Source organism: Picosynechococcus sp. PCC 7117 (assembly GCF_001693275.1).
Lineage (GTDB): Bacteria > Cyanobacteriota > Cyanobacteriia > Cyanobacteriales > MRBY01 > MRBY01.
On sequence record NZ_CP016477.1, the window covers coordinates 1,508,378 to 1,525,352 of the forward strand.

Here is a 16,975-nt window from a genome sequence, read left to right on the forward strand (position 1 = left end):
TGTGGCAAAAGAGTTGAGGGATGGTTATGAACCTTCACTCTGGGGCGCGAGGCGTAACAGTTGACCCGAATTTGCATCTGTCAAAACGTAGAGGTAACCGTCGGGGCCTTGGCGCACATCCCGCACCCGTTGGCCAATGGGAATCCGCGACTCGGCGATCACATTTCCCCGTTCATCAACTTCTAAGCGGCGAATATCCCGGGAAACCAGCCCCCCTGCAAATAAATCCCCTTGCCAATCTAAAAGGCGATCGCCTGTATAAATCGCTAACCCAGAGGGGGCGATCGAAGGTGTCCAAACCCGCTGGGGATCCGTAATTCCTGGGGCTGTCGTTGCGGGGGCCACGGGTCGTCCCGTCGCATATTCCGCACTAAAAGAAACCTTGGGCCAACCGTAATTGGCTTCTGCCTGGATCAGATTCACTTCATCACCGCCCCTAGAGCCATGTTCCGTCGCCCAAACCCGTTGAGTCATTGGGTCAAAGGCCAGTCCCTGAATATTGCGGTGGCCGTAGCTCCAAATTTCCGGTAAAGCGCCCGGCTCATCTACAAAGGGATTGTCATCAGGAATTGAGCCATCATCGTTAATGCGGACTACCTTCCCCAAATGGCTATCGAGGTTTTGGGCCTGGTTCCGGATAAACTCGCCATCCTGCTCTAGGGGCGGATTTCCACCATCACCAATGGAAATGAGTAAGGTTTGATCCGGGAGCCAAGTCAGCCGAGAACCGAAATGCTGTCCCCCTTGTTTGGTACGCGCCACCTGAAAAATCACTTCCCAATCCGTCAATTTTTCTCCGTCAAATTTAGCCCGGGCGACCCTTGTGCGGTTTGCATCCTGGGTGCCAAAGGCATAGGTGAAATAAACCCAATTGTTTTGTTCAAAGTCTGGGTGGAGAGCAACGTCCAATAAGCCCCCCTGCCTGGAAGCAAACAGTTGTTGGGCTTCAGCGGCGGAGACTTCTGCAACTCCGGCGATCGCCTCTGGTTCTAACACCCCATCCCGCACCAGGCGCAACCGTCCCGGCCGCTCTGTGATCAACATATCCCCATTGGGCAACCACGCAACCCCCCAGGGACGTTCCAAACCTTCAACAATTGGCGTCACTGTCACGGCATCCACCGCTAAATCCTCCGCCTGGGGACTCATGAGCATCGGCGTTGCTTCGGCTAGAGGTGAAGTTTCATCGGGCATCGAAGCAGATTGGGACGAACAACCCACCAGAGGCAAGGCACTCCACCATAGGGCCGTCAGTAGCAGCTTAAGTCGAGTGTTCATGGGTAATAGATACTCCGCGAGAAATATCCCTAGGGTAGATCATCACTCTGATTTTTGGCTGGCGGCCTCTTCCTTCCAACGCTTGAGGGGAACACAGTCAATCTCAAACTGATCCAAGGCCCTAGCAACAACAAAATCCACCAGATCATGAATCGTTTGCGGTTGGTGATACCAAGCCGGGATTGCTGGGACAATTTTTACGCCCACCTCAGCCAGTTGAGTCAAATTCCGCAAGTGAATCAAACTAAAAGGTGTTTCCCTGGGGACAACCACAACTTTACGACCTTCTTTAATAGAGACATCTGCCGCCCGTTCAAGGAGATCAGAGCTGAGGCCATTGGCAATTTTTGCAACGGTGCTCATACTACAAGGGATGACCAGCATTCCTTTTGTTCGGTAGGAACCACTGGCAATGCCTGCTCCTACATCACCCCAACGATGACAACGCAAAATGCCTTTTTCTGGAACCCCTGCCTGGTCACGCCAAAACTTAGCTTGGTGATCGGGATCAGCGGGCATAGTAATGCCATTTTCGGCTTGCCACACCATAAAGGATGCTTTTGAGGCGACGACATCCACTGTCAAGTTGGCTTCAAGCAAATATTTGAGCGTCCGCACCGCATAGATAAGCCCCGATGCACCACTGATACCTACCGTGAGGGGTCGATCCATAGAAAATTTTGACCGTAAGGTTTGTAAAGTTTTTTAAATCAAACCTTCAAATTCTAACGCTTCGATCATTTGCAGGCCATTGGGATCACCAATACGCAGCAGGGCAGCCCGGGCATCTTCTTTCACGCCGACATCTTCATCTTCAACGAGAGCTTCAATGAGGGCATCAACGGCGGTGGCATAGATCACATTGGAGGGCATTTCGCGACAAAGTTGCCCCAACGACCAAGCGCAGTTACTGCGGACGGCGGCCATTTTATCGCGGCGCAACCCCCGGATCAGGGGCGGAATTGCCCGGGAAATGTCTTCGTACTGGAGTTTAGCCACCTGGGCGAGGCTGCTGGCAGCCCATAAACGGACAGCCGAAATATCATTTTGGAGGGCATGGACTAATGGATCAACGGAGCGGCGATCGCCACAGTTCCCCAAGGCCCAAACAACCCCTTTGCGTACATAGCCATTCCAGTCTTGTGCAAGCACATCGATGAGAGCCGGTACCGCTGTTTCTGAGGCGTTACGACCAAGGGCATAGGCGGCACTGACACGGGTGAGGGGACAAACATCTCCCTGGAGCAGTCCAATGAGGGGATTTACCGCGCGCGCATCCCGGTGATCACAAAAATAGCGGGCAGCGATCATGCGTTGGTTTTTATCGGCAGCAGTAAGCATCTGGAGCATCGATTCTGCCGCCATTGCTCCGTCTGGGGTGCCTTCCTGAAGCGGCTGTTCACCCAAGGTTTCGTCAATTAGGTTAAGGTCGTTTGGACTTGGCATAATTAATTACCCTACTACCGTTGTTGTTCTAGGGGCAACTGTTGGGTGGGTAGCGGATCTCTCCGAGATCGCCAACATTATCGCCTCAAAGTCTACTGGAGAGCATTTTCTTTGCAAAGGAATAAAACGGAAACTTTATAATAGAAGGCGATCCCTTCGTTCACCAAAAAAAATTATGGCATTAGCACTCACGACCGAAAACGTCGAAGCAACCCTTGATGAATTGCGTCCTTACCTCAAAGCCGACGGCGGCAACGTTGAGTTGGTAGAGATTGATGGCCCCGTGGTTAAACTGCGTCTCCAGGGCGCTTGTGGGTCTTGCCCCAGTTCAACCATGACCCTACGAATGGGCATCGAACGGCGCTTACGGGAAAATATTCCGGAAATTGCAGAAGTAGAACAGGTTTTCTAAATCACTTTTCACTTTCTTTAGGGTTGTAGGGGTTTGCCATAGTGAACCCCTACTTTACGTTTACAGAGCTATTTGAGATCAACCCGTATTCCGCATTCCGGCGGCGATGCCATTGATGGTTAAAAGGGCACCCCGCAGGAGTTCTTCTTTGCTGTAGCGGAAGTGGACGATGCTGGCCTGGGTTTCTCTGGTGTATTGACGTAGCCGTTTGAGCAATGAGACTTGCAGGAAACCGAGGGGGACAATGGTGCCATTTCTCAGTTGGACAGAACGCTGGAGGGGGCGATCGCCATCGAGGAGGGCTTCATTTTCCGTAATTTCGAGGATTAGCCGCTTCGTGAGGTTGTATTCCTGGGAAATCTGCTCTAGAAGCTTTTCAAACCGGGGAATATCTTCTTTTTCTGCCAGTTCGTGGACATAGTGGCTCGCCATTTGTAAGTCCACCTTGGAAAGAGTCATCTCTACCTTCGAGATCACCATCCGGAAAAAGGGCCATTTACTGTAGAAATAGCGCATTAACTTCAGGTTCTCGACGGGGTCCTCCTCAAAAAAGCCCTGGAGCGCCGTACCCACACCATACCAAGCGGGCACGAGGAAACGGCTTTGGGTCCAGCTAAAGACCCAGGGAATCGCCCGGAGACTGCTCAAATCTTTATTGCCTTTTTTGCGGCGGGCCGGACGGGAACTGATTTGCAGTTGACTAATTTCCGGAATCGGCGTCACGGACATGAAAAAGTCGAGGAAGTCGGGTTCTTCGTAAATTAACGCCCGGTAAGCCGCCCGCGATCGCTGGGAGAGGTCTTCCATAATCCGGTTCCAGGGCTGAATATCATCAAAGCCACTGGCCAACAAACTCGATTGAATCACTGCCGTAGAAACGCTTTCGAGGTGATACAGAGCCAAGTCTGGGAGGGAATACTTTGAGGCTAGCACTTCCCCCTGCTCGGTGATTTTAATCCGGCCATTAATGGTATTCGGCGGTTGGGCTAAAATTGCGGCGTAGGCAGGGCCGCCGCCCCGACCAACGGAACCACCGCGACCATGGAAAATACGGAGGTCAATGCCGTAGGGATCGGCCACTTGCTGAAGATTTTTCTGGGCTTTGTGGATTTCCCAATTACTACTCAGGAAGCCGGAATCTTTGTTGCTGTCGGAATAGCCGAGCATAATTTCCTGGAGATTCGGCACCAGGCGATCGCCAAAGGTTTCATCACAGCGGCCATCGGCAGGGGGTTCATAGCCACCAGCCAAACAAGCGCGATAGAGGGGAATTTCAAATAACGCCTGCATAATTTCCGGGGCGTTACGCAGGTCGTCCACCGTCTCAAAGAGGGGGGCAATGCGGATGGTTGTCATCCCTGTGAGGGGGTCATATAAACCCGCTTCCTGGGCCAAGAGCAGCACCTCTAAGACATCACTGACTTCGTTGGTCATACTGATGATGTAGGTCTGACAAATGCCGATGCCAAATTCCTGCTGGAGACGGCGCAGCACCTGGAGCGTTTGGATCGTCTCGACGGTTCTTTCCGAAAAGTGCATTTCCTTCGGAATCAAGGGACGGCGGGTTTTAAGTTCCTGCACTAGCCAAGCGGTTTTTTCTGCGTCGCTTAGGTCATTGTAGGATTTGGGCAACACCCCTAGGTAGTCAACAATTTCGGCGATCGCATCGGAGTGGCGCGTTGATTCTTGGCGAAAATCAAGGCGAGTGAGCACAAAGCTAAAAATTTCTACCTGACAAATGAGTTTATCCAGGGCCGCACAGTTGATTTCTGTCTGTACCAGGCTTTCGCGGATCAGTTTTAGGTCAGCGAGAAACTCCTGGCCACAAATATAAACCTTGTCATCGGCCGCTTCTACTTTATTTTCCCAGGCGGGCATATTCGCTAGACGGCGGTTGCGTTCCAAGGTGTTTTCCAAGCGCCGCTTGATGTAGGCCAACTTGAGGCGGTAGGGTTCTTGGCGGTAACGAATAGCTAGGGTTTCGTAGATGTCGGGGAAAATATTTTGATCCTGCTCCAACGAATCCAGCAGATCCGGCAGCACATTACTCCAGTGCAGCGATAAGCTCAACACATCCGAGAGGGATTCCACCGAGGCGATGTAGCGTTCCAGCACCAAACCCCGTTGATAGCAGGCTGTCTTCCACGTAACGTCAGGAGTGACAGAAGGGTTGCCATCGCGATCGCCCCCAACCCAAGAGCCAAAATTGCAAAAATTGGTGGTCGGTACTTTAAGCGTCGGGAAAGAAGCTTTTAGGGCCTGTTGGAGCCGTACCGACAATTCGGGCAGGGTATCAAACAGAACTTCCTCAAAATAATGCAACGCATAATCCACCTCGTCCAACACCTGGGGTTTAAATTGGTGCAGCTCATCGGTGCGCCACCAGAGCCGAATTTCTTCGGTAAGTTGCTGCTGAATATTTTCAATTTCCCAAGAATCGCTTGTCCCCAAGCTTTTCAGCCCTTCTTCGGTTTGATCCAGTTGCCGTAGGATCCCCGCAATCCGCCGCTGCTTATTGCGAATCGTGTGGCGGACAATCTCCGTGGGGTGGGCCGTAAATACCAGTCGAATATCCAACTGATTGAGAAGACGCTGGATCGTCTGGGGCGGCATATTTTGGTGCTTGAGGTGGGGAAACAACCAATCAAAGGTGCCGGCTTGGGTGGGGGCAATTTCTGTGTGGACGCTGTTACCGTTGGCTTCGTTGGCATTGGCAGAAGCTAGATTACGACGAAATTGTTGTTGTTCGCGCTGTTCGTAATGTTGCTCGACGCTATTGATCAGCTGGAAATAGAGGGCAAAGGCCCGTGCTGCCCGGATCGCATCTTCTAGATCTAGGGTTTCGATCAGCTCCGAAATACTACTGGGGGAAAAATTGAGGCTTTGGCCATCGGCGGTTCGGGTTGCCCGGAGATGATTGAGCCGTTCGACGAGTTTTTGACCACATTCTTTCTGCAACACCGCCTGCCAAATGTCTTCAACCAGCGTGAGGCGTTGCCGGAGGAGAGATTGGGAAGTGGACAAAAGTTCAGCTTCGGCACTGGGGGGATGCATGACTTGGTTCATGGTACTTAGACGTTTGGGGCTAGGAAAATGGGCTGTCTGCTGTGAAAGAAGATCTTGATGATTGTAAGGGTTAAGGTTCGATCGGGGTAGTGCAGTGGAACACGGAACGGGCGATCGCCTTTGGGGGGTGGCGGTGGCGGTGCGGGCTAATCGGACGTCTCAACATCGGGAAAGGGTAAAGATGGTAGGCGATCGCCCCGAAAAATTTCTTCACTCCAAACCCCTGCCTGCGTTAGGGTCTGGGCGAAATCTTCACCCCAACGGTGGGTCAATAAATAGGCTGGGGCTAATAACCCAACCAGGAGATTAGAGGGCACAGGTAACTGAACTTTCATCGGGCTACAGACACGACAGGGCATCCTTATCCTACTAGTCTATTTATGGGAGAACAATTCTGGGGACTTTCGTTTATCTTAGGGGTGAATTGTCCCCACCCGGCCACCCTAAAAACGCTCCATTGTTACTGTGACAACTGCAACCTCCACGGATCTTCACTTTCATTTAGCGCCCTGGCTCCAGGATGCCATTCGCCTGGCGGTGCCCCTGGGGGGGTATCTGCGGTTGCGGGTGCGACTGCGGGGGAATACGCTCCACATCCTCTGCGAAACCAGTTGTCCCACGGAAAAAGAAGAGATTACCCAAGCCATTTTACGGAGAATGCGCCGTCAACCGCCCCCTGTGCAACTCCTAGCGCCGACCCCTGGAATCGCAATTCACCGTCTCATTGTCTATGGTCGCCTCCGCCAAGAGAAAAAAAGCCTCTGGTTAAGCCTAATTCCCCTGGGCCAGTCGTCCCCATCATCGAACCCGGAGACGTTCCAGCTCAATCGAAAAAATCAGGCCCGCCTCGGTTATCCCCAGGCGATCGCCCAATATTTAAGTCAAAATCTCAGTCAGTTGGGCATTAGTATTCGGGTTGAAACCCAGACCCTAGCGAATACAGCCCCCCACCAAGGGCAACAGCGTCTCTGGATTACCTGTGAATGTGACTACAGCCCGGACTATGGCTTACTGACAGAATCTCTGGTGCAGCGACTCCGGGAACTGGAAATCAAAGGTTTTCGCGATGGGGCAATCCGCTGTCAAATTCGTGGGGAAGAAAAGCCCGAATGGTTGCTATGGGTTGATCTGACGCCCCCCGATGTCATGTTGCGGCAGTGGGGCCAATGGGGAGATCCTGAGGCGATCGCCCAGATTTTGACCCAGGCATTCCAAGCTCACCCCCTCACCATTCGGGCGGCTGTAACCGATGCTGTGTTGTCCCTGGAGTGCATCCTGGCCCCCAATATTTCCCTAGCCCAGGCTCACATTCTCAAGACCATCCAAGACATTCTCGACGTCCTCGCACCCCAGGGGTTACAGCGCGCGCTAATCCGGGCGAAATCAGCTCCCCACAATGAAGAACTCTGGCGCAGTGAATGGTCGTTGCCGGGGGATCAGCCAGGGGCACACCATGATTCTCCCGGACAGTTGGCCCAACAGGGGGATTTGGAGGCGTGGCGGTTTTTGCTCCAACGTTGCCTGAATCCTGATCTGACGAGACGTTTAGCCACTGGCGGCATCCACATCACCCTCCGCCAAAAGGATGACACCCTCTACATCATGACGGAGGCGATCTCCTGTCCACCCCAAATGGCAACGCTCAAGGCGATCGCCACTCTTTTTCGGCATTTAGAACCCCATCCCTTTAGTCGTCTAAAGGTCTATGGCCGCCGTTCGGGCCAAAGCAAAGCCCTCTGGCAACAATCATTAAAATTCAACACCATTACCCCAGCCAGGACATCACCACAGACGCCAACGGAAACCGCCCTTCCCCCCGTCGAAACTGACCCCAGTCTTTCTCCCCTAGAACGCTTCAACCAAGGTGCCCGTAATCTCCTCCAGCGTAGTCGCCTCTGGCAGCCAATACCGGATAATTGTGGTCTGGTTTTACACCAGGGTGAATCCGAGCGAAGCATCTTTTCCCCGCAGCGGCGGTGGCGAGTGGCTTGCCTGTGGTTGCTGGGCGGCATTTTAGTCACGGCCCAAACCGATTGGTTGGCTGGCCAATGGCTCCGGCGGGATCTGGTTCAACCTCAATCTGTGTCCATGTCCCAAACCGATCCGGCAACCCGCTCAGAAGTCTTAGATGCCCAGCTTCCAGTCACCAATTGGCAAACCACGGCCCCAAAGGCGATCGCCCCTCCCCTCACTAGCCCCTATCCTTCTTTTGATAATACGCTCTTAGACGAAAAACTCGCCCTCTACCAGGAGCGCATCGCTAAAAATGGTGTACCTGACGTTCTCATTATTGGTAGTTCCCGTGCGCTGCGTGGCCTCGATCCCCTGGCCCTGCAAATGGCTCTCACCGAAAAAGGCCATCCGCCCCTTGATATTTTTAATTTCGGGATTAATGGTGCCACTGTCCAGATCTTTGATCTACTGCTGCGGCAAATTCTCCCTCCGGAGCAACTGCCCCAGTTAATTATCCTTGCCGACGGAGCCCGTGCTTTTAATAGCGGTCGGCAGGATTTGACTTACGAACTGATGACCCGTTCCCCAGGTTTCCAAGCCCTTGAAGCAGGTACATTTTCCCAACTGTTGTCTCAAGATCTCCCCAAACATCAGACAATCACTTCTGTTGTTCCTGATCTAGAACAAATCACCACCCAATGGCTGAGAACAATCTCCCAGGTCTATGATCAGCGACAATTTTTCAAAGAACGCTTTTTTGACGAAACCCTAGCGCCATTCCACACCTGGGTGTCTACAGCAGAGGCAGCATCCCCAATGACTTCTACTGAGTCAGGGCAGCAGTTTAATTTAGATGGTTTTTTGCCCCTCGACCGTCGCTTCATTCCAGAAACTTACTACCAAAATCACACCCAGGTCACGGGAAATTATGACGGGGATTATGCGGCGTTTAATCTCCGGGGAACGCAACATGAAACCTTCCTGGAGTTGTTAGACCATTTCGAGTCTCACCAAATTCACTTGGTCTTCTTGAATCAGCCCCTGACGGATTACTACCTCGATCCGGTACGTCTGGATTATGAACGGCAGTTTCGCCAGTATTTTCGCCAATTGGCTAACCGAGAGAACCTTGATTTTGTTGATTTTGTCCACCAACAAGCCTGGCAAAGCCGTTATGAATGGTTTTCGGATCCGAGCCATCTCAATCAGTTTGGTGCGGCGCAAGTGGCCCAAGGACTAGCTAAAGTTTCGACGATTCCCTGGCCACAACGTACTTCAGACTAATTTTCTTCTGATTTTTTCAGGACAAGGCTTCGGTCTCTGTTAATGCTCGACGATGGCGCTCAACGACCTGTTTCACCTGGGAAGCTAGCCATCCATCATAGGCCGGATAAACGGCGAGCCGGGGTTGTAATTGCCAGCCTTGATTCGCGAGCAGGAGTTGCAATTGATCGAGGTGGAGATGGGAATAGTCGGGGTTGACTTCATCTTTGGGGACAATACCGCCGAGATCCCTCGCCCCAGCCTGGAGACAACCTAAAAGCCATTGGGGATCGGCCACAAGATTAGGGGGAATTTGAATCGTGATCTCCGGTGGCAAAATGTCACGGGCCAATTGAATGACTTCTGGGAGTTGCTCAGGCAAAAAGGCTTCACCTAAATAGTCCTGGGTTTGCCCGGGGCGGTGGGGCTGCAAAATCACCTCTTGGATATGGCCATATTGTTCGTGAACAAAGGCGATCGCCTCTAATGTATCCCGCCAATCCTGGGGCGTTTCACCGATTCCCAACAGCAGCCCTGTTGTAAATGGGATTTTCAATTCTCCGGCTAGAACCAATTGTTGTAGGCGCACCTGGGGATCTTTACTGGGGGCGCGACGATGGACGGGGAGATCCGGACGCATTTGTTCTAACATCAGCCCCATGGAACCATTTACATCCCTTAACAATTCCATTTCAGTACGACTCAGGGGGCCAGCATTGGTGTGGGGAATAAAATCATAATCTAAGGCCAACTGACACAAATCATAGATGAGCTGGATCAAAGGCGATCGCCGCCCTGAAGCCGGATGCACCTCTCCACTCAAAATCAAAATTTCTCGGACACCTTGCCCCCGGAGATTTTCTAGATGAGCTTGGGCCGCCACTAGGGTCAACCAATGATCCTGACCTGGGTCAACGCGAAAATTGCAATATGAACAGCGATTGAAACATTCGTAAGTTGGCACCAAGGTGAAAGCTGGACTGTAGGTAACAACAGCGTTTGCCTGGTTACTGCCGCCGCCTACCGGGCGATCAACCCTTGACAGATCCAGCATGGCCCCTCCGCAAATCAAAACATTTCCTTAAAACACTTTACAAAAAGCAATAGTTTCATTAATATAGCTACTAAGGTTAAGCACCTTGATAATTTCATAGCAATCATAACGATATGACTACTACACTACAACAGCGCGGAAGCGCTTCCTTGTGGGAGAAGTTCTGTCAGTGGATCACCAGCACCGAGAACCGCATCTATGTCGGTTGGTTCGGCGTCCTGATGATTCCTACCCTTCTCACTGCTACTACCTGCTTCATCATTGCGTTCATCGCAGCTCCCCCCGTTGACATCGACGGTATCCGTGAGCCCGTCGCAGGTTCTCTTCTCTACGGTAACAACATCGTCTCTGGCGCAGTTGTACCTTCTTCTAACGCAATTGGTCTCCACTTCTACCCCATCTGGGAAGCTGCTTCTCTAGATGAGTGGTTGTACAACGGTGGCCCTTACCAGTTGGTAATTTTCCACTTCCTCATTGGTGTTTTCTGCTACATGGGCCGTGAGTGGGAACTTTCTTACCGCCTTGGTATGCGTCCCTGGATCTGTGTTGCATTCTCTGCTCCCGTAGCAGCAGCAACTGCAGTATTCCTCATCTACCCCATCGGTCAAGGTTCCTTCTCTGATGGTATGCCTTTGGGTATTTCTGGTACGTTCAACTTCATGATCGTATTCCAGGCAGAGCACAACATCCTGATGCACCCCTTCCACATGCTTGGTGTGGCTGGTGTATTTGGTGGTTCTTTGTTCTCCGCAATGCACGGTTCTCTCGTAACCTCTTCTTTGGTACGTGAGACCACTGAAACCGAATCTCAGAACTACGGTTACAAGTTCGGTCAAGAGGAAGAAACTTACAACATCGTTGCAGCCCACGGCTACTTCGGTCGTTTGATCTTCCAATATGCATCTTTCAACAACAGCCGTTCCTTGCACTTCTTCTTGGGTGCATGGCCTGTAGTCGGTATCTGGTTCACTGCTCTTGGTGTATCTACCATGGCATTCAACCTGAACGGTTTCAACTTCAACCAGTCCATCCTTGACTCTCAAGGTCGTGTGATTAACACCTGGGCGGACATTCTGAACCGTGCGAACCTCGGTTTTGAAGTAATGCACGAGCGTAACGCTCACAACTTCCCCTTAGACTTAGCAGCTGGCGAGCAAGCACCTGTGGCTCTGCAAGCACCTGCAATCAACGGTTAATAACTGTTTGAGTCTTCGGGCTTAGTTGAAAAAAAGATGATTGCTTTGACAGTAAAACTGAATAAGTAATGATTGGCGAAGGCCCCTACCAGAGATGGTAGGGGTTTTTGCTTGCTTGCTTTTTTTTGGGAAAATTACTTTCTGTCGATATCTTCAGCTAAGGAAAATTGGGATTTTAGCTAGATGCTGCTGAGCAAATATTCTCATCATTCACGTTTGTAATGGCTGAGGCATCAAACTCGCCACCACTGAATTCTCCCTCTAGCGTTAGCTCGTCGCCGACTGAGATGTTCTGTCTGGTATTGTCGCCACATACGCTCCAAGAATCGACTCGGATGCTGCGATTGCCTGTGTTGAGACTAAACCCATCTTCCCAGACCCGTTCCACAGTTCCTGTTAGAACACCATTGTCCATCTGAGTAGCGCCCGTACAAGCAACCAAACCCATTAAAACCAGGGGAGTCTTAACCGATAGTTTCATGAAAATTCTTCCACTCGGTAATATAAATGCTTCTATTTTAGGTTTTATAAAATCGAAATTTCGCTATAACTATGGGGGTATGCATGAAAAAACCTAATAATAATGAGCAATATTTATGATCTTTCAGTTTTTTTAGAACCCCAAGAAAAAATTCTCTGGCAAGGCATGCCCCAGGCGGCCGGATCATCGCCCTGGAGTCTGAAAATCATTCAAGCTTTTGGCTATTTTGGTTTATTTGCGTTTGGCTTCTTTTTATTAATTGGGCTGGCAAATTGGGATGAACTAGGGGAAGCACTCGGCATTTGGCTTACTTTTTTGGGATTAAGCTTGGCGATCGCCTTTGCTTTTCTCATTGTCATGCCAAAAGTTGTTCGTTCTTCCCTCAAGGCGACGAATTACATTGTGACCCCAACTCACGCCGTCATTGTGCAGCATCTATGGCAAACCCAAATTAGTCGGATTCCGGTACCAGAAAACGAAGAAATCGTGATTTATCGCGACCAAAATTTCCATACGGTGCGGTTTTATCATTACGATAATCGGGCTGCAAATCCGGAGAATCGCGTTTACCGTGTTTATCAATTTGAGCGACTCACCCCGACCGATGCTGCCACTGCCGCAAAGGTACTAGAAACAATTCGCGGTCAAGCGGGGCCTGATGCTCAACCCGTATTTTCGAGCCGTCCCAAGCCTACCTAAAAACTGCCAGAATAAACTTGTTTTGTTGAGTTAAAAGCCAACTAGGATTGTTCGATTTAGGCGATCGCCCAGATATTTTCTGGGTAAGTTACACCGATTTTCACGAAAGAAAATACAATACAACTCAACATGGGTTCAGCCTTTGCCAGTAAATTTCCTCTGTCTATCGAAAGGAGTATGGCAAAATGAACAGGTTAAAAACATTGTGAACGGAACGGGTATCGGTTAATGGCTAAATTTATCTTTGTCACCGGTGGTGTGGTCTCCAGCATCGGGAAAGGCATTGTGGCGGCAAGTTTGGGGCGTTTACTCAAGTCCCGTGACTATTCGGTGTCGATCCTGAAGCTCGATCCCTACATTAACGTCGATCCTGGTACCATGAGCCCGTTCCAACATGGGGAAGTTTTTGTCACCGAGGATGGTGCAGAAACAGACCTCGACCTCGGCCATTACGAACGATTTACCGATACCTCCATGTCTCGCCTTAATAGCGTGACCACTGGTTCCATTTACCAAGCGGTGATTAATAAAGAGCGACGGGGCGATTATCAAGGGGGGACGGTTCAAGTCATTCCCCACATTACCAACGAGATTAAAGAACGAATTTTTCGCGTGGCGGAGAATACGAATCCTGATTTTGTAATCACAGAAATTGGCGGTACCGTCGGCGATATTGAATCTTTACCGTTCCTAGAAGCGATTCGTCAGTTCCGCAAAGAGGCTGGCCGGGACAATGTTTTGTACATGCACGTAACCTTGATCCCCTGGATTCCGTCGGCGGGGGAAATGAAAACCAAGCCCACCCAACATTCTGTGAAAGAATTGCGCTCTATCGGGATTCAGCCGGATGTGCTGGTGTGCCGTTGCGATCGCCCTTTACCCCAGGGACAACGGGAAAAAATTTCGGAGTTCTGTAATGTCCCCGAAGAACAGGTGATCACCTCCCAGGATGCCAGCAGTATTTACGAGGTACCGTTGATGTTAGAACGGGAAGGCTTGGCAGAACAAACCCTGAAACTGCTACGGATGGAACCCAGGCAACCGAATTTGGCGCAGTGGCAAAATCTCATTGAACGGATGAAGCGCCCCAGCCGCCACATGGATATCGCCATTGTCGGTAAATATGTCCAGCTCAATGATGCTTATTTATCCGTGGTAGAATCCCTCGGCCATGCGGCGATCGCCAATGACATGGACATCAAACTCCATTGGGTTAACGCTGAGGATATCGAAAAACACGGCGCGTCCATGTATCTTGCGGAAATGGCGGGGATCGTCGTTCCCGGAGGATTTGGTTTACGGGGCGTTGATGGAAAAGTAGCGGCCATTGAATACGCCCGGCTCAATCAAATCCCGTTCCTGGGCCTTTGTCTTGGGATGCAATCTTCAGTGATTGAATGGGCCCGTAACGTTGCCAAATTAGAGGATGCCCACAGCGCCGAATTTAACCCCGAAGCGAAAAACCCCGTGATTAATCTTTTGCCAGAACAGCGGGATGTGGTGGATCTTGGTGGCACTATGCGCCTGGGTTTATATCCCTGTCGGCTCACCCCTGACACCCTAACCTATCAACTCTATGGCCAAGAGGTGATCTACGAGCGTCATCGTCACCGCTACGAATTCAACAATGCCTACCGGAGTTTGTTCTTAGAAACGGGCTATCAGGTGAGTGGCACTTCCCCCGATGGTCGCTTGGTAGAAATTATTGAATATGCTGACCATCCGTTCTTTATTGCGACCCAGTTCCACCCCGAATTTCAATCTCGTCCGAACCATCCCCACCCCCTCTTTTTCGGGTTTATTCAAGCGGCGGGAAACCACAAGTCCCAACCGATTTCTGATGAGCTAGATAACCAGAGTACGGAGATGTCCGTTTCTCTGTCCTAGGGTGAAGCACCTGTAATAAATTGACTTGATCACAACGACAAAAACCATGGCAAATTCCGTACATCATATTGTTCTGTTTGAATTGGCAGCAGCAACTGGGACTGCTGAAACCCAAACGATTATTGAAGATGGCCTGACTCTCTTGGGGGCAATCCCTGGGGTTTTGAAAGTTGATCTGGGGTTAAAGGCCAGGGCAGATCGGGATGTCCACATTAAGGATTATCAATTGGCTTTGTATGTGCAGTTAGAAAGCAATGCAGCCCTTGATACCTATGGGCCTCACCCCAACCACCAAGAATTTCTCAAGCGACATAAGAGCAAATGGACGAAAGTTCAGGTGGTTGATTTCTTCGGACAGTAGATGGTTAACTTTGTTTATTTATCATGCGTTAGTGCGAGGGCAATTCCTTGAATTCCTATGAGAGTCGCGGCCATTTACTTACCGAACAGGTCAACCCCCAGAGTCAAAATTTAGATCAAATGTCGGCTTTGGAATTGGTCGATCTCTTTAACCAAGAGGATCAAAAAACCCTGGAGGCGATCGCCAATGCCCGCGAAGCCCTTGCCCAGGCCATCGAGATCACCAGCGACGCTTTGATGCACGGTGGCCGATTATTTTATGTGGGGGCCGGCACCAGTGGTCGCCTTGGTGTTTTAGATGCTGCGGAATGTCCGCCGACCTTTTGTACACCCCCCGAACTCGTCCAAGGCATTATTGCCGGAGGGGCCGGAGCTCTCGTGCGCAGTTCAGAAGACCTCGAAGACCGGGCCGAAGATGGTAAAAAGGCGATCGCCCAACGACAGATCACCGAATTAGATGTCGTTGTCGGTATTACTGCGGGGGGAACCACTCCCTATGTCCAAGGTGCCCTGATTGCCGCCCAACAGCGGGGCGCCAAAACTATTTTCATCAGTTGCGTTCCGGCCGAGCAAGTGCCCTTTGCTGCTGATGTTGATATTCGTCTACTGACTGGCCCCGAAATTCTGGCAGGCTCGACCCGTCTTAAGGCTGGAACTGTCACCAAAATGGCCTTAAATATTCTCTCGACTAGCGTCATGGTTAAGCTCGGTAAAGTTTACGGTAACCGCATGATTGATGTTGCCGTCACGAACCATAAACTCCATGACCGAGCGCTCCGCATCCTTCAAGACCTAACAGATTTAAGCCGTGAGGAAGCGGCCATCCTTCTAGAAAAATCCCAGCGTCGCGTCAAAATAGCATTATTAATGCATTGGAAAAATGTAGATGCCTCAGAAGCAGAGCATTTATTAAAAGTCCATCAAGGCAGTCTCCGAACAGCGTTAAAGTCATAAACTTATTTTATAAGCGCTTATCTAACATATCTGCCAGTAAAGAAAAAACCGCAAGTTGAGTTGCTGCAACAAAGAGAATCAAAGTAGATTCTGTCAAGTCTTTTCTAAGTATATCCTGAGCAAGGGAGATTAAAAAACCCAGAAAAAAAAGACTAGCAATCGGTACAAATATTCTAATTGGCGCAAAATAAATTCCTGTTCTTAGAATTAATTTAAAAAAACGCAGCGTGTCTTGAACGGGCTTTATTTTGCTTTTTCCAACTCGATGAAAGTAGTTTATTGGTTCATAGTGAACAATATAATTATTGGTCAGCATTGCTAATGTAATAGTTGTTGTAAAACTAAAAGTATCAGGTAAAATATGGATGAATTCCTGAGCAATTTCTTTACGAAAGACTCGCATGCCACTATTAAGATCTGGAATCTTTTGTTTGGCGATCCACTCAGCAAAACCAACTAAAAAGAATTTTGGAATCTTGCGGATGTTAGAGTAATTAACATTTTTCCCCGTGCGAGAGCCAACCACCATATCAAACCTATCGCTCATTCCTAAACTGATCAGATCTAGCAATCGCTCATTCGGATAAGTCCCATCAGCATCAGTAATTGCAATCAAATCATATTGAGCATGGATAATGCCTGTTTTAAGGGCTGCACCATAGCCTCGATTTGTCGGATGTTTTAAAAGACGAATTCCCGGTTGCTCTTCTAAAATTTTTGCAGTATTGTCAATGGAACCATCATCAACCACAATAATTTCGTAGACTTGTTCTACTTGGGAAAAAATTGTCTTTAATTGCTCCAATGTTTCGGCGATCGCCCCTTCTTCATTATAGACAGGGATAATAATCGAAACCCCTGGAGACGGAGATTGTGGCATGGGCTCAGGTACTACTGCCATCACAGAATAAGTCTAAAGTTAATTG

15 protein-coding genes are annotated in these 16,975 nt (G+C 50.1%); 7 read left to right on the forward strand and 8 right to left on the reverse strand.

Annotated features, from left to right (window positions below; all coding sequences use genetic code 11):
- Positions 1-24: 24 nt before the first annotated feature.
- The 3 genes from AWQ22_RS07245 to AWQ22_RS07255 are packed head-to-tail and all read right to left on the reverse strand — an operon-like array spanning position 25 to position 2,724.
- The gene (locus AWQ22_RS07245) at positions 25-1,278 is read right to left on the reverse strand and encodes a PQQ-dependent sugar dehydrogenase (RefSeq protein WP_065710635.1); all 1,254 of its coding nucleotides are present in this window, start codon (positions 1,276-1,278) and stop codon (positions 25-27) included.
- A 42-nt stretch (positions 1,279-1,320) separates the two neighbouring features.
- Positions 1,321-1,950 carry a flavin prenyltransferase UbiX gene (locus AWQ22_RS07250; protein ID WP_012307025.1) on the reverse strand — a complete coding sequence of 210 codons (630 nt, stop codon included), beginning with the start codon at positions 1,948-1,950 and terminating at the stop codon, positions 1,321-1,323.
- A 33-nt stretch (positions 1,951-1,983) separates the two neighbouring features.
- Positions 1,984-2,724: a HEAT repeat domain-containing protein gene (locus AWQ22_RS07255; protein ID WP_065710636.1), complete on the reverse strand. Its 741-nt coding sequence runs from the start codon at positions 2,722-2,724 to the stop codon at positions 1,984-1,986.
- Between the two features lie 175 nt (positions 2,725-2,899).
- Here AWQ22_RS07255 and AWQ22_RS07260 point away from each other — a divergent pair, with 175 nt between their 5' ends.
- Positions 2,900-3,136 carry a NifU family protein gene (locus tag AWQ22_RS07260; RefSeq protein ID WP_012307027.1) on the forward strand — a complete coding sequence of 79 codons (237 nt, stop codon included), beginning with the start codon at positions 2,900-2,902 and terminating at the stop codon, positions 3,134-3,136.
- Positions 3,137-3,214: 78 nt separating this feature from the next.
- Here AWQ22_RS07260 and ppc read toward each other — a convergent pair whose 3' ends face one another.
- A complete protein-coding gene (gene ppc, locus AWQ22_RS07265; RefSeq protein WP_062433898.1) occupies positions 3,215-6,202 on the reverse strand; it encodes a phosphoenolpyruvate carboxylase in 2,988 nt (995 codons plus the stop codon).
- A 146-nt stretch (positions 6,203-6,348) separates the two neighbouring features.
- Entirely contained in the window at positions 6,349-6,537 is a 189-nt protein-coding gene (locus AWQ22_RS07270; protein ID WP_232321530.1) for a hypothetical protein, read from the reverse strand.
- Positions 6,538-6,667: 130 nt separating this feature from the next.
- On the opposite strand from AWQ22_RS07270, the gene AWQ22_RS07275 reads away from it, so the two are divergent.
- On the forward strand, positions 6,668-9,439 hold the full coding sequence (locus AWQ22_RS07275; protein ID WP_065710638.1) for a hypothetical protein: 2,772 nt from the start codon (positions 6,668-6,670) through the stop codon (positions 9,437-9,439).
- 16 nt (positions 9,440-9,455) lie between these two features.
- On the opposite strand, the gene cofG is transcribed toward AWQ22_RS07275, so the two are convergent.
- On the reverse strand, positions 9,456-10,472 hold the full coding sequence (gene cofG, locus AWQ22_RS07280; RefSeq protein ID WP_065710639.1) for a 7,8-didemethyl-8-hydroxy-5-deazariboflavin synthase subunit CofG: 1,017 nt from the start codon (positions 10,470-10,472) through the stop codon (positions 9,456-9,458).
- Between the two features lie 113 nt (positions 10,473-10,585).
- On the opposite strand from cofG, the gene psbA reads away from it, so the two are divergent.
- Entirely contained in the window at positions 10,586-11,668 is a 1,083-nt protein-coding gene (gene psbA / locus AWQ22_RS07285; RefSeq protein WP_012307032.1) for a photosystem II q(b) protein, read from the forward strand.
- 175 nt (positions 11,669-11,843) lie between these two features.
- On the opposite strand, the gene AWQ22_RS07290 is transcribed toward psbA, so the two are convergent.
- Entirely contained in the window at positions 11,844-12,149 is a 306-nt protein-coding gene (locus tag AWQ22_RS07290; RefSeq protein WP_065710640.1) for a hypothetical protein, read from the reverse strand.
- A 102-nt stretch (positions 12,150-12,251) separates the two neighbouring features.
- Here AWQ22_RS07290 and AWQ22_RS07295 point away from each other — a divergent pair, with 102 nt between their 5' ends.
- The 4 genes from AWQ22_RS07295 to murQ all read left to right on the forward strand — a co-directional run bounded on the left by AWQ22_RS07295 (position 12,252) and on the right by murQ (position 16,049).
- Entirely contained in the window at positions 12,252-12,848 is a 597-nt protein-coding gene (locus tag AWQ22_RS07295; RefSeq protein ID WP_065710641.1) for a hypothetical protein, read from the forward strand.
- Positions 12,849-13,076: 228 nt separating this feature from the next.
- Complete coding sequence (locus tag AWQ22_RS07300; protein ID WP_065710642.1) at positions 13,077-14,735, forward strand: CTP synthase; 1,659 nt, start codon at positions 13,077-13,079, stop codon at positions 14,733-14,735.
- Between the two features lie 46 nt (positions 14,736-14,781).
- Positions 14,782-15,096 carry a Dabb family protein gene (locus AWQ22_RS07305; RefSeq protein ID WP_030007202.1) on the forward strand — a complete coding sequence of 105 codons (315 nt, stop codon included), beginning with the start codon at positions 14,782-14,784 and terminating at the stop codon, positions 15,094-15,096.
- 47 nt (positions 15,097-15,143) lie between these two features.
- Positions 15,144-16,049, forward strand: a complete 906-nt coding sequence (gene murQ / locus AWQ22_RS07310) for an N-acetylmuramic acid 6-phosphate etherase (RefSeq protein WP_065710643.1) — start codon at positions 15,144-15,146, stop codon at positions 16,047-16,049.
- Positions 16,050-16,056: 7 nt separating this feature from the next.
- Here murQ and AWQ22_RS07315 read toward each other — a convergent pair whose 3' ends face one another.
- Positions 16,057-16,950, reverse strand: a complete 894-nt coding sequence (locus tag AWQ22_RS07315) for a glycosyltransferase family 2 protein (protein ID WP_232321531.1) — start codon at positions 16,948-16,950, stop codon at positions 16,057-16,059.
- Positions 16,951-16,975 lie beyond the last annotated feature (25 nt).

What these genes read in the sequence shown, in the direction of transcription:
- AWQ22_RS07245 (WP_065710635.1), bottom strand. Translation starts at nt 1,278, where the DNA reads ATGAACACTCGACTTAAGCTGCTACTGACGGCCCTATGGTGGAGTGCC.
- AWQ22_RS07250 (WP_012307025.1), bottom strand. Translation starts at nt 1,950, where the DNA reads ATGGATCGACCCCTCACGGTAGGTATCAGTGGTGCATCGGGGCTTATC.
- AWQ22_RS07255 (WP_065710636.1), bottom strand. Translation starts at nt 2,724, where the DNA reads ATGCCAAGTCCAAACGACCTTAACCTAATTGACGAAACCTTGGGTGAA.
- AWQ22_RS07260 (WP_012307027.1), top strand. Translation starts at nt 2,900, where the DNA reads ATGGCATTAGCACTCACGACCGAAAACGTCGAAGCAACCCTTGATGAA.
- ppc (WP_062433898.1), bottom strand. Translation starts at nt 6,202, where the DNA reads ATGAACCAAGTCATGCATCCCCCCAGTGCCGAAGCTGAACTTTTGTCC.
- AWQ22_RS07270 (WP_232321530.1), bottom strand. Translation starts at nt 6,537, where the DNA reads ATGAAAGTTCAGTTACCTGTGCCCTCTAATCTCCTGGTTGGGTTATTA.
- cofG (WP_065710639.1), bottom strand. Translation starts at nt 10,472, where the DNA reads ATGCTGGATCTGTCAAGGGTTGATCGCCCGGTAGGCGGCGGCAGTAAC.
- psbA (WP_012307032.1), top strand. Translation starts at nt 10,586, where the DNA reads ATGACTACTACACTACAACAGCGCGGAAGCGCTTCCTTGTGGGAGAAG.
- AWQ22_RS07290 (WP_065710640.1), bottom strand. Translation starts at nt 12,149, where the DNA reads ATGAAACTATCGGTTAAGACTCCCCTGGTTTTAATGGGTTTGGTTGCT.
- AWQ22_RS07295 (WP_065710641.1), top strand. Translation starts at nt 12,252, where the DNA reads ATGAGCAATATTTATGATCTTTCAGTTTTTTTAGAACCCCAAGAAAAA.
- AWQ22_RS07300 (WP_065710642.1), top strand. Translation starts at nt 13,077, where the DNA reads ATGGCTAAATTTATCTTTGTCACCGGTGGTGTGGTCTCCAGCATCGGG.
- AWQ22_RS07305 (WP_030007202.1), top strand. Translation starts at nt 14,782, where the DNA reads ATGGCAAATTCCGTACATCATATTGTTCTGTTTGAATTGGCAGCAGCA.
- AWQ22_RS07315 (WP_232321531.1), bottom strand. Translation starts at nt 16,950, where the DNA reads ATGGCAGTAGTACCTGAGCCCATGCCACAATCTCCGTCTCCAGGGGTT.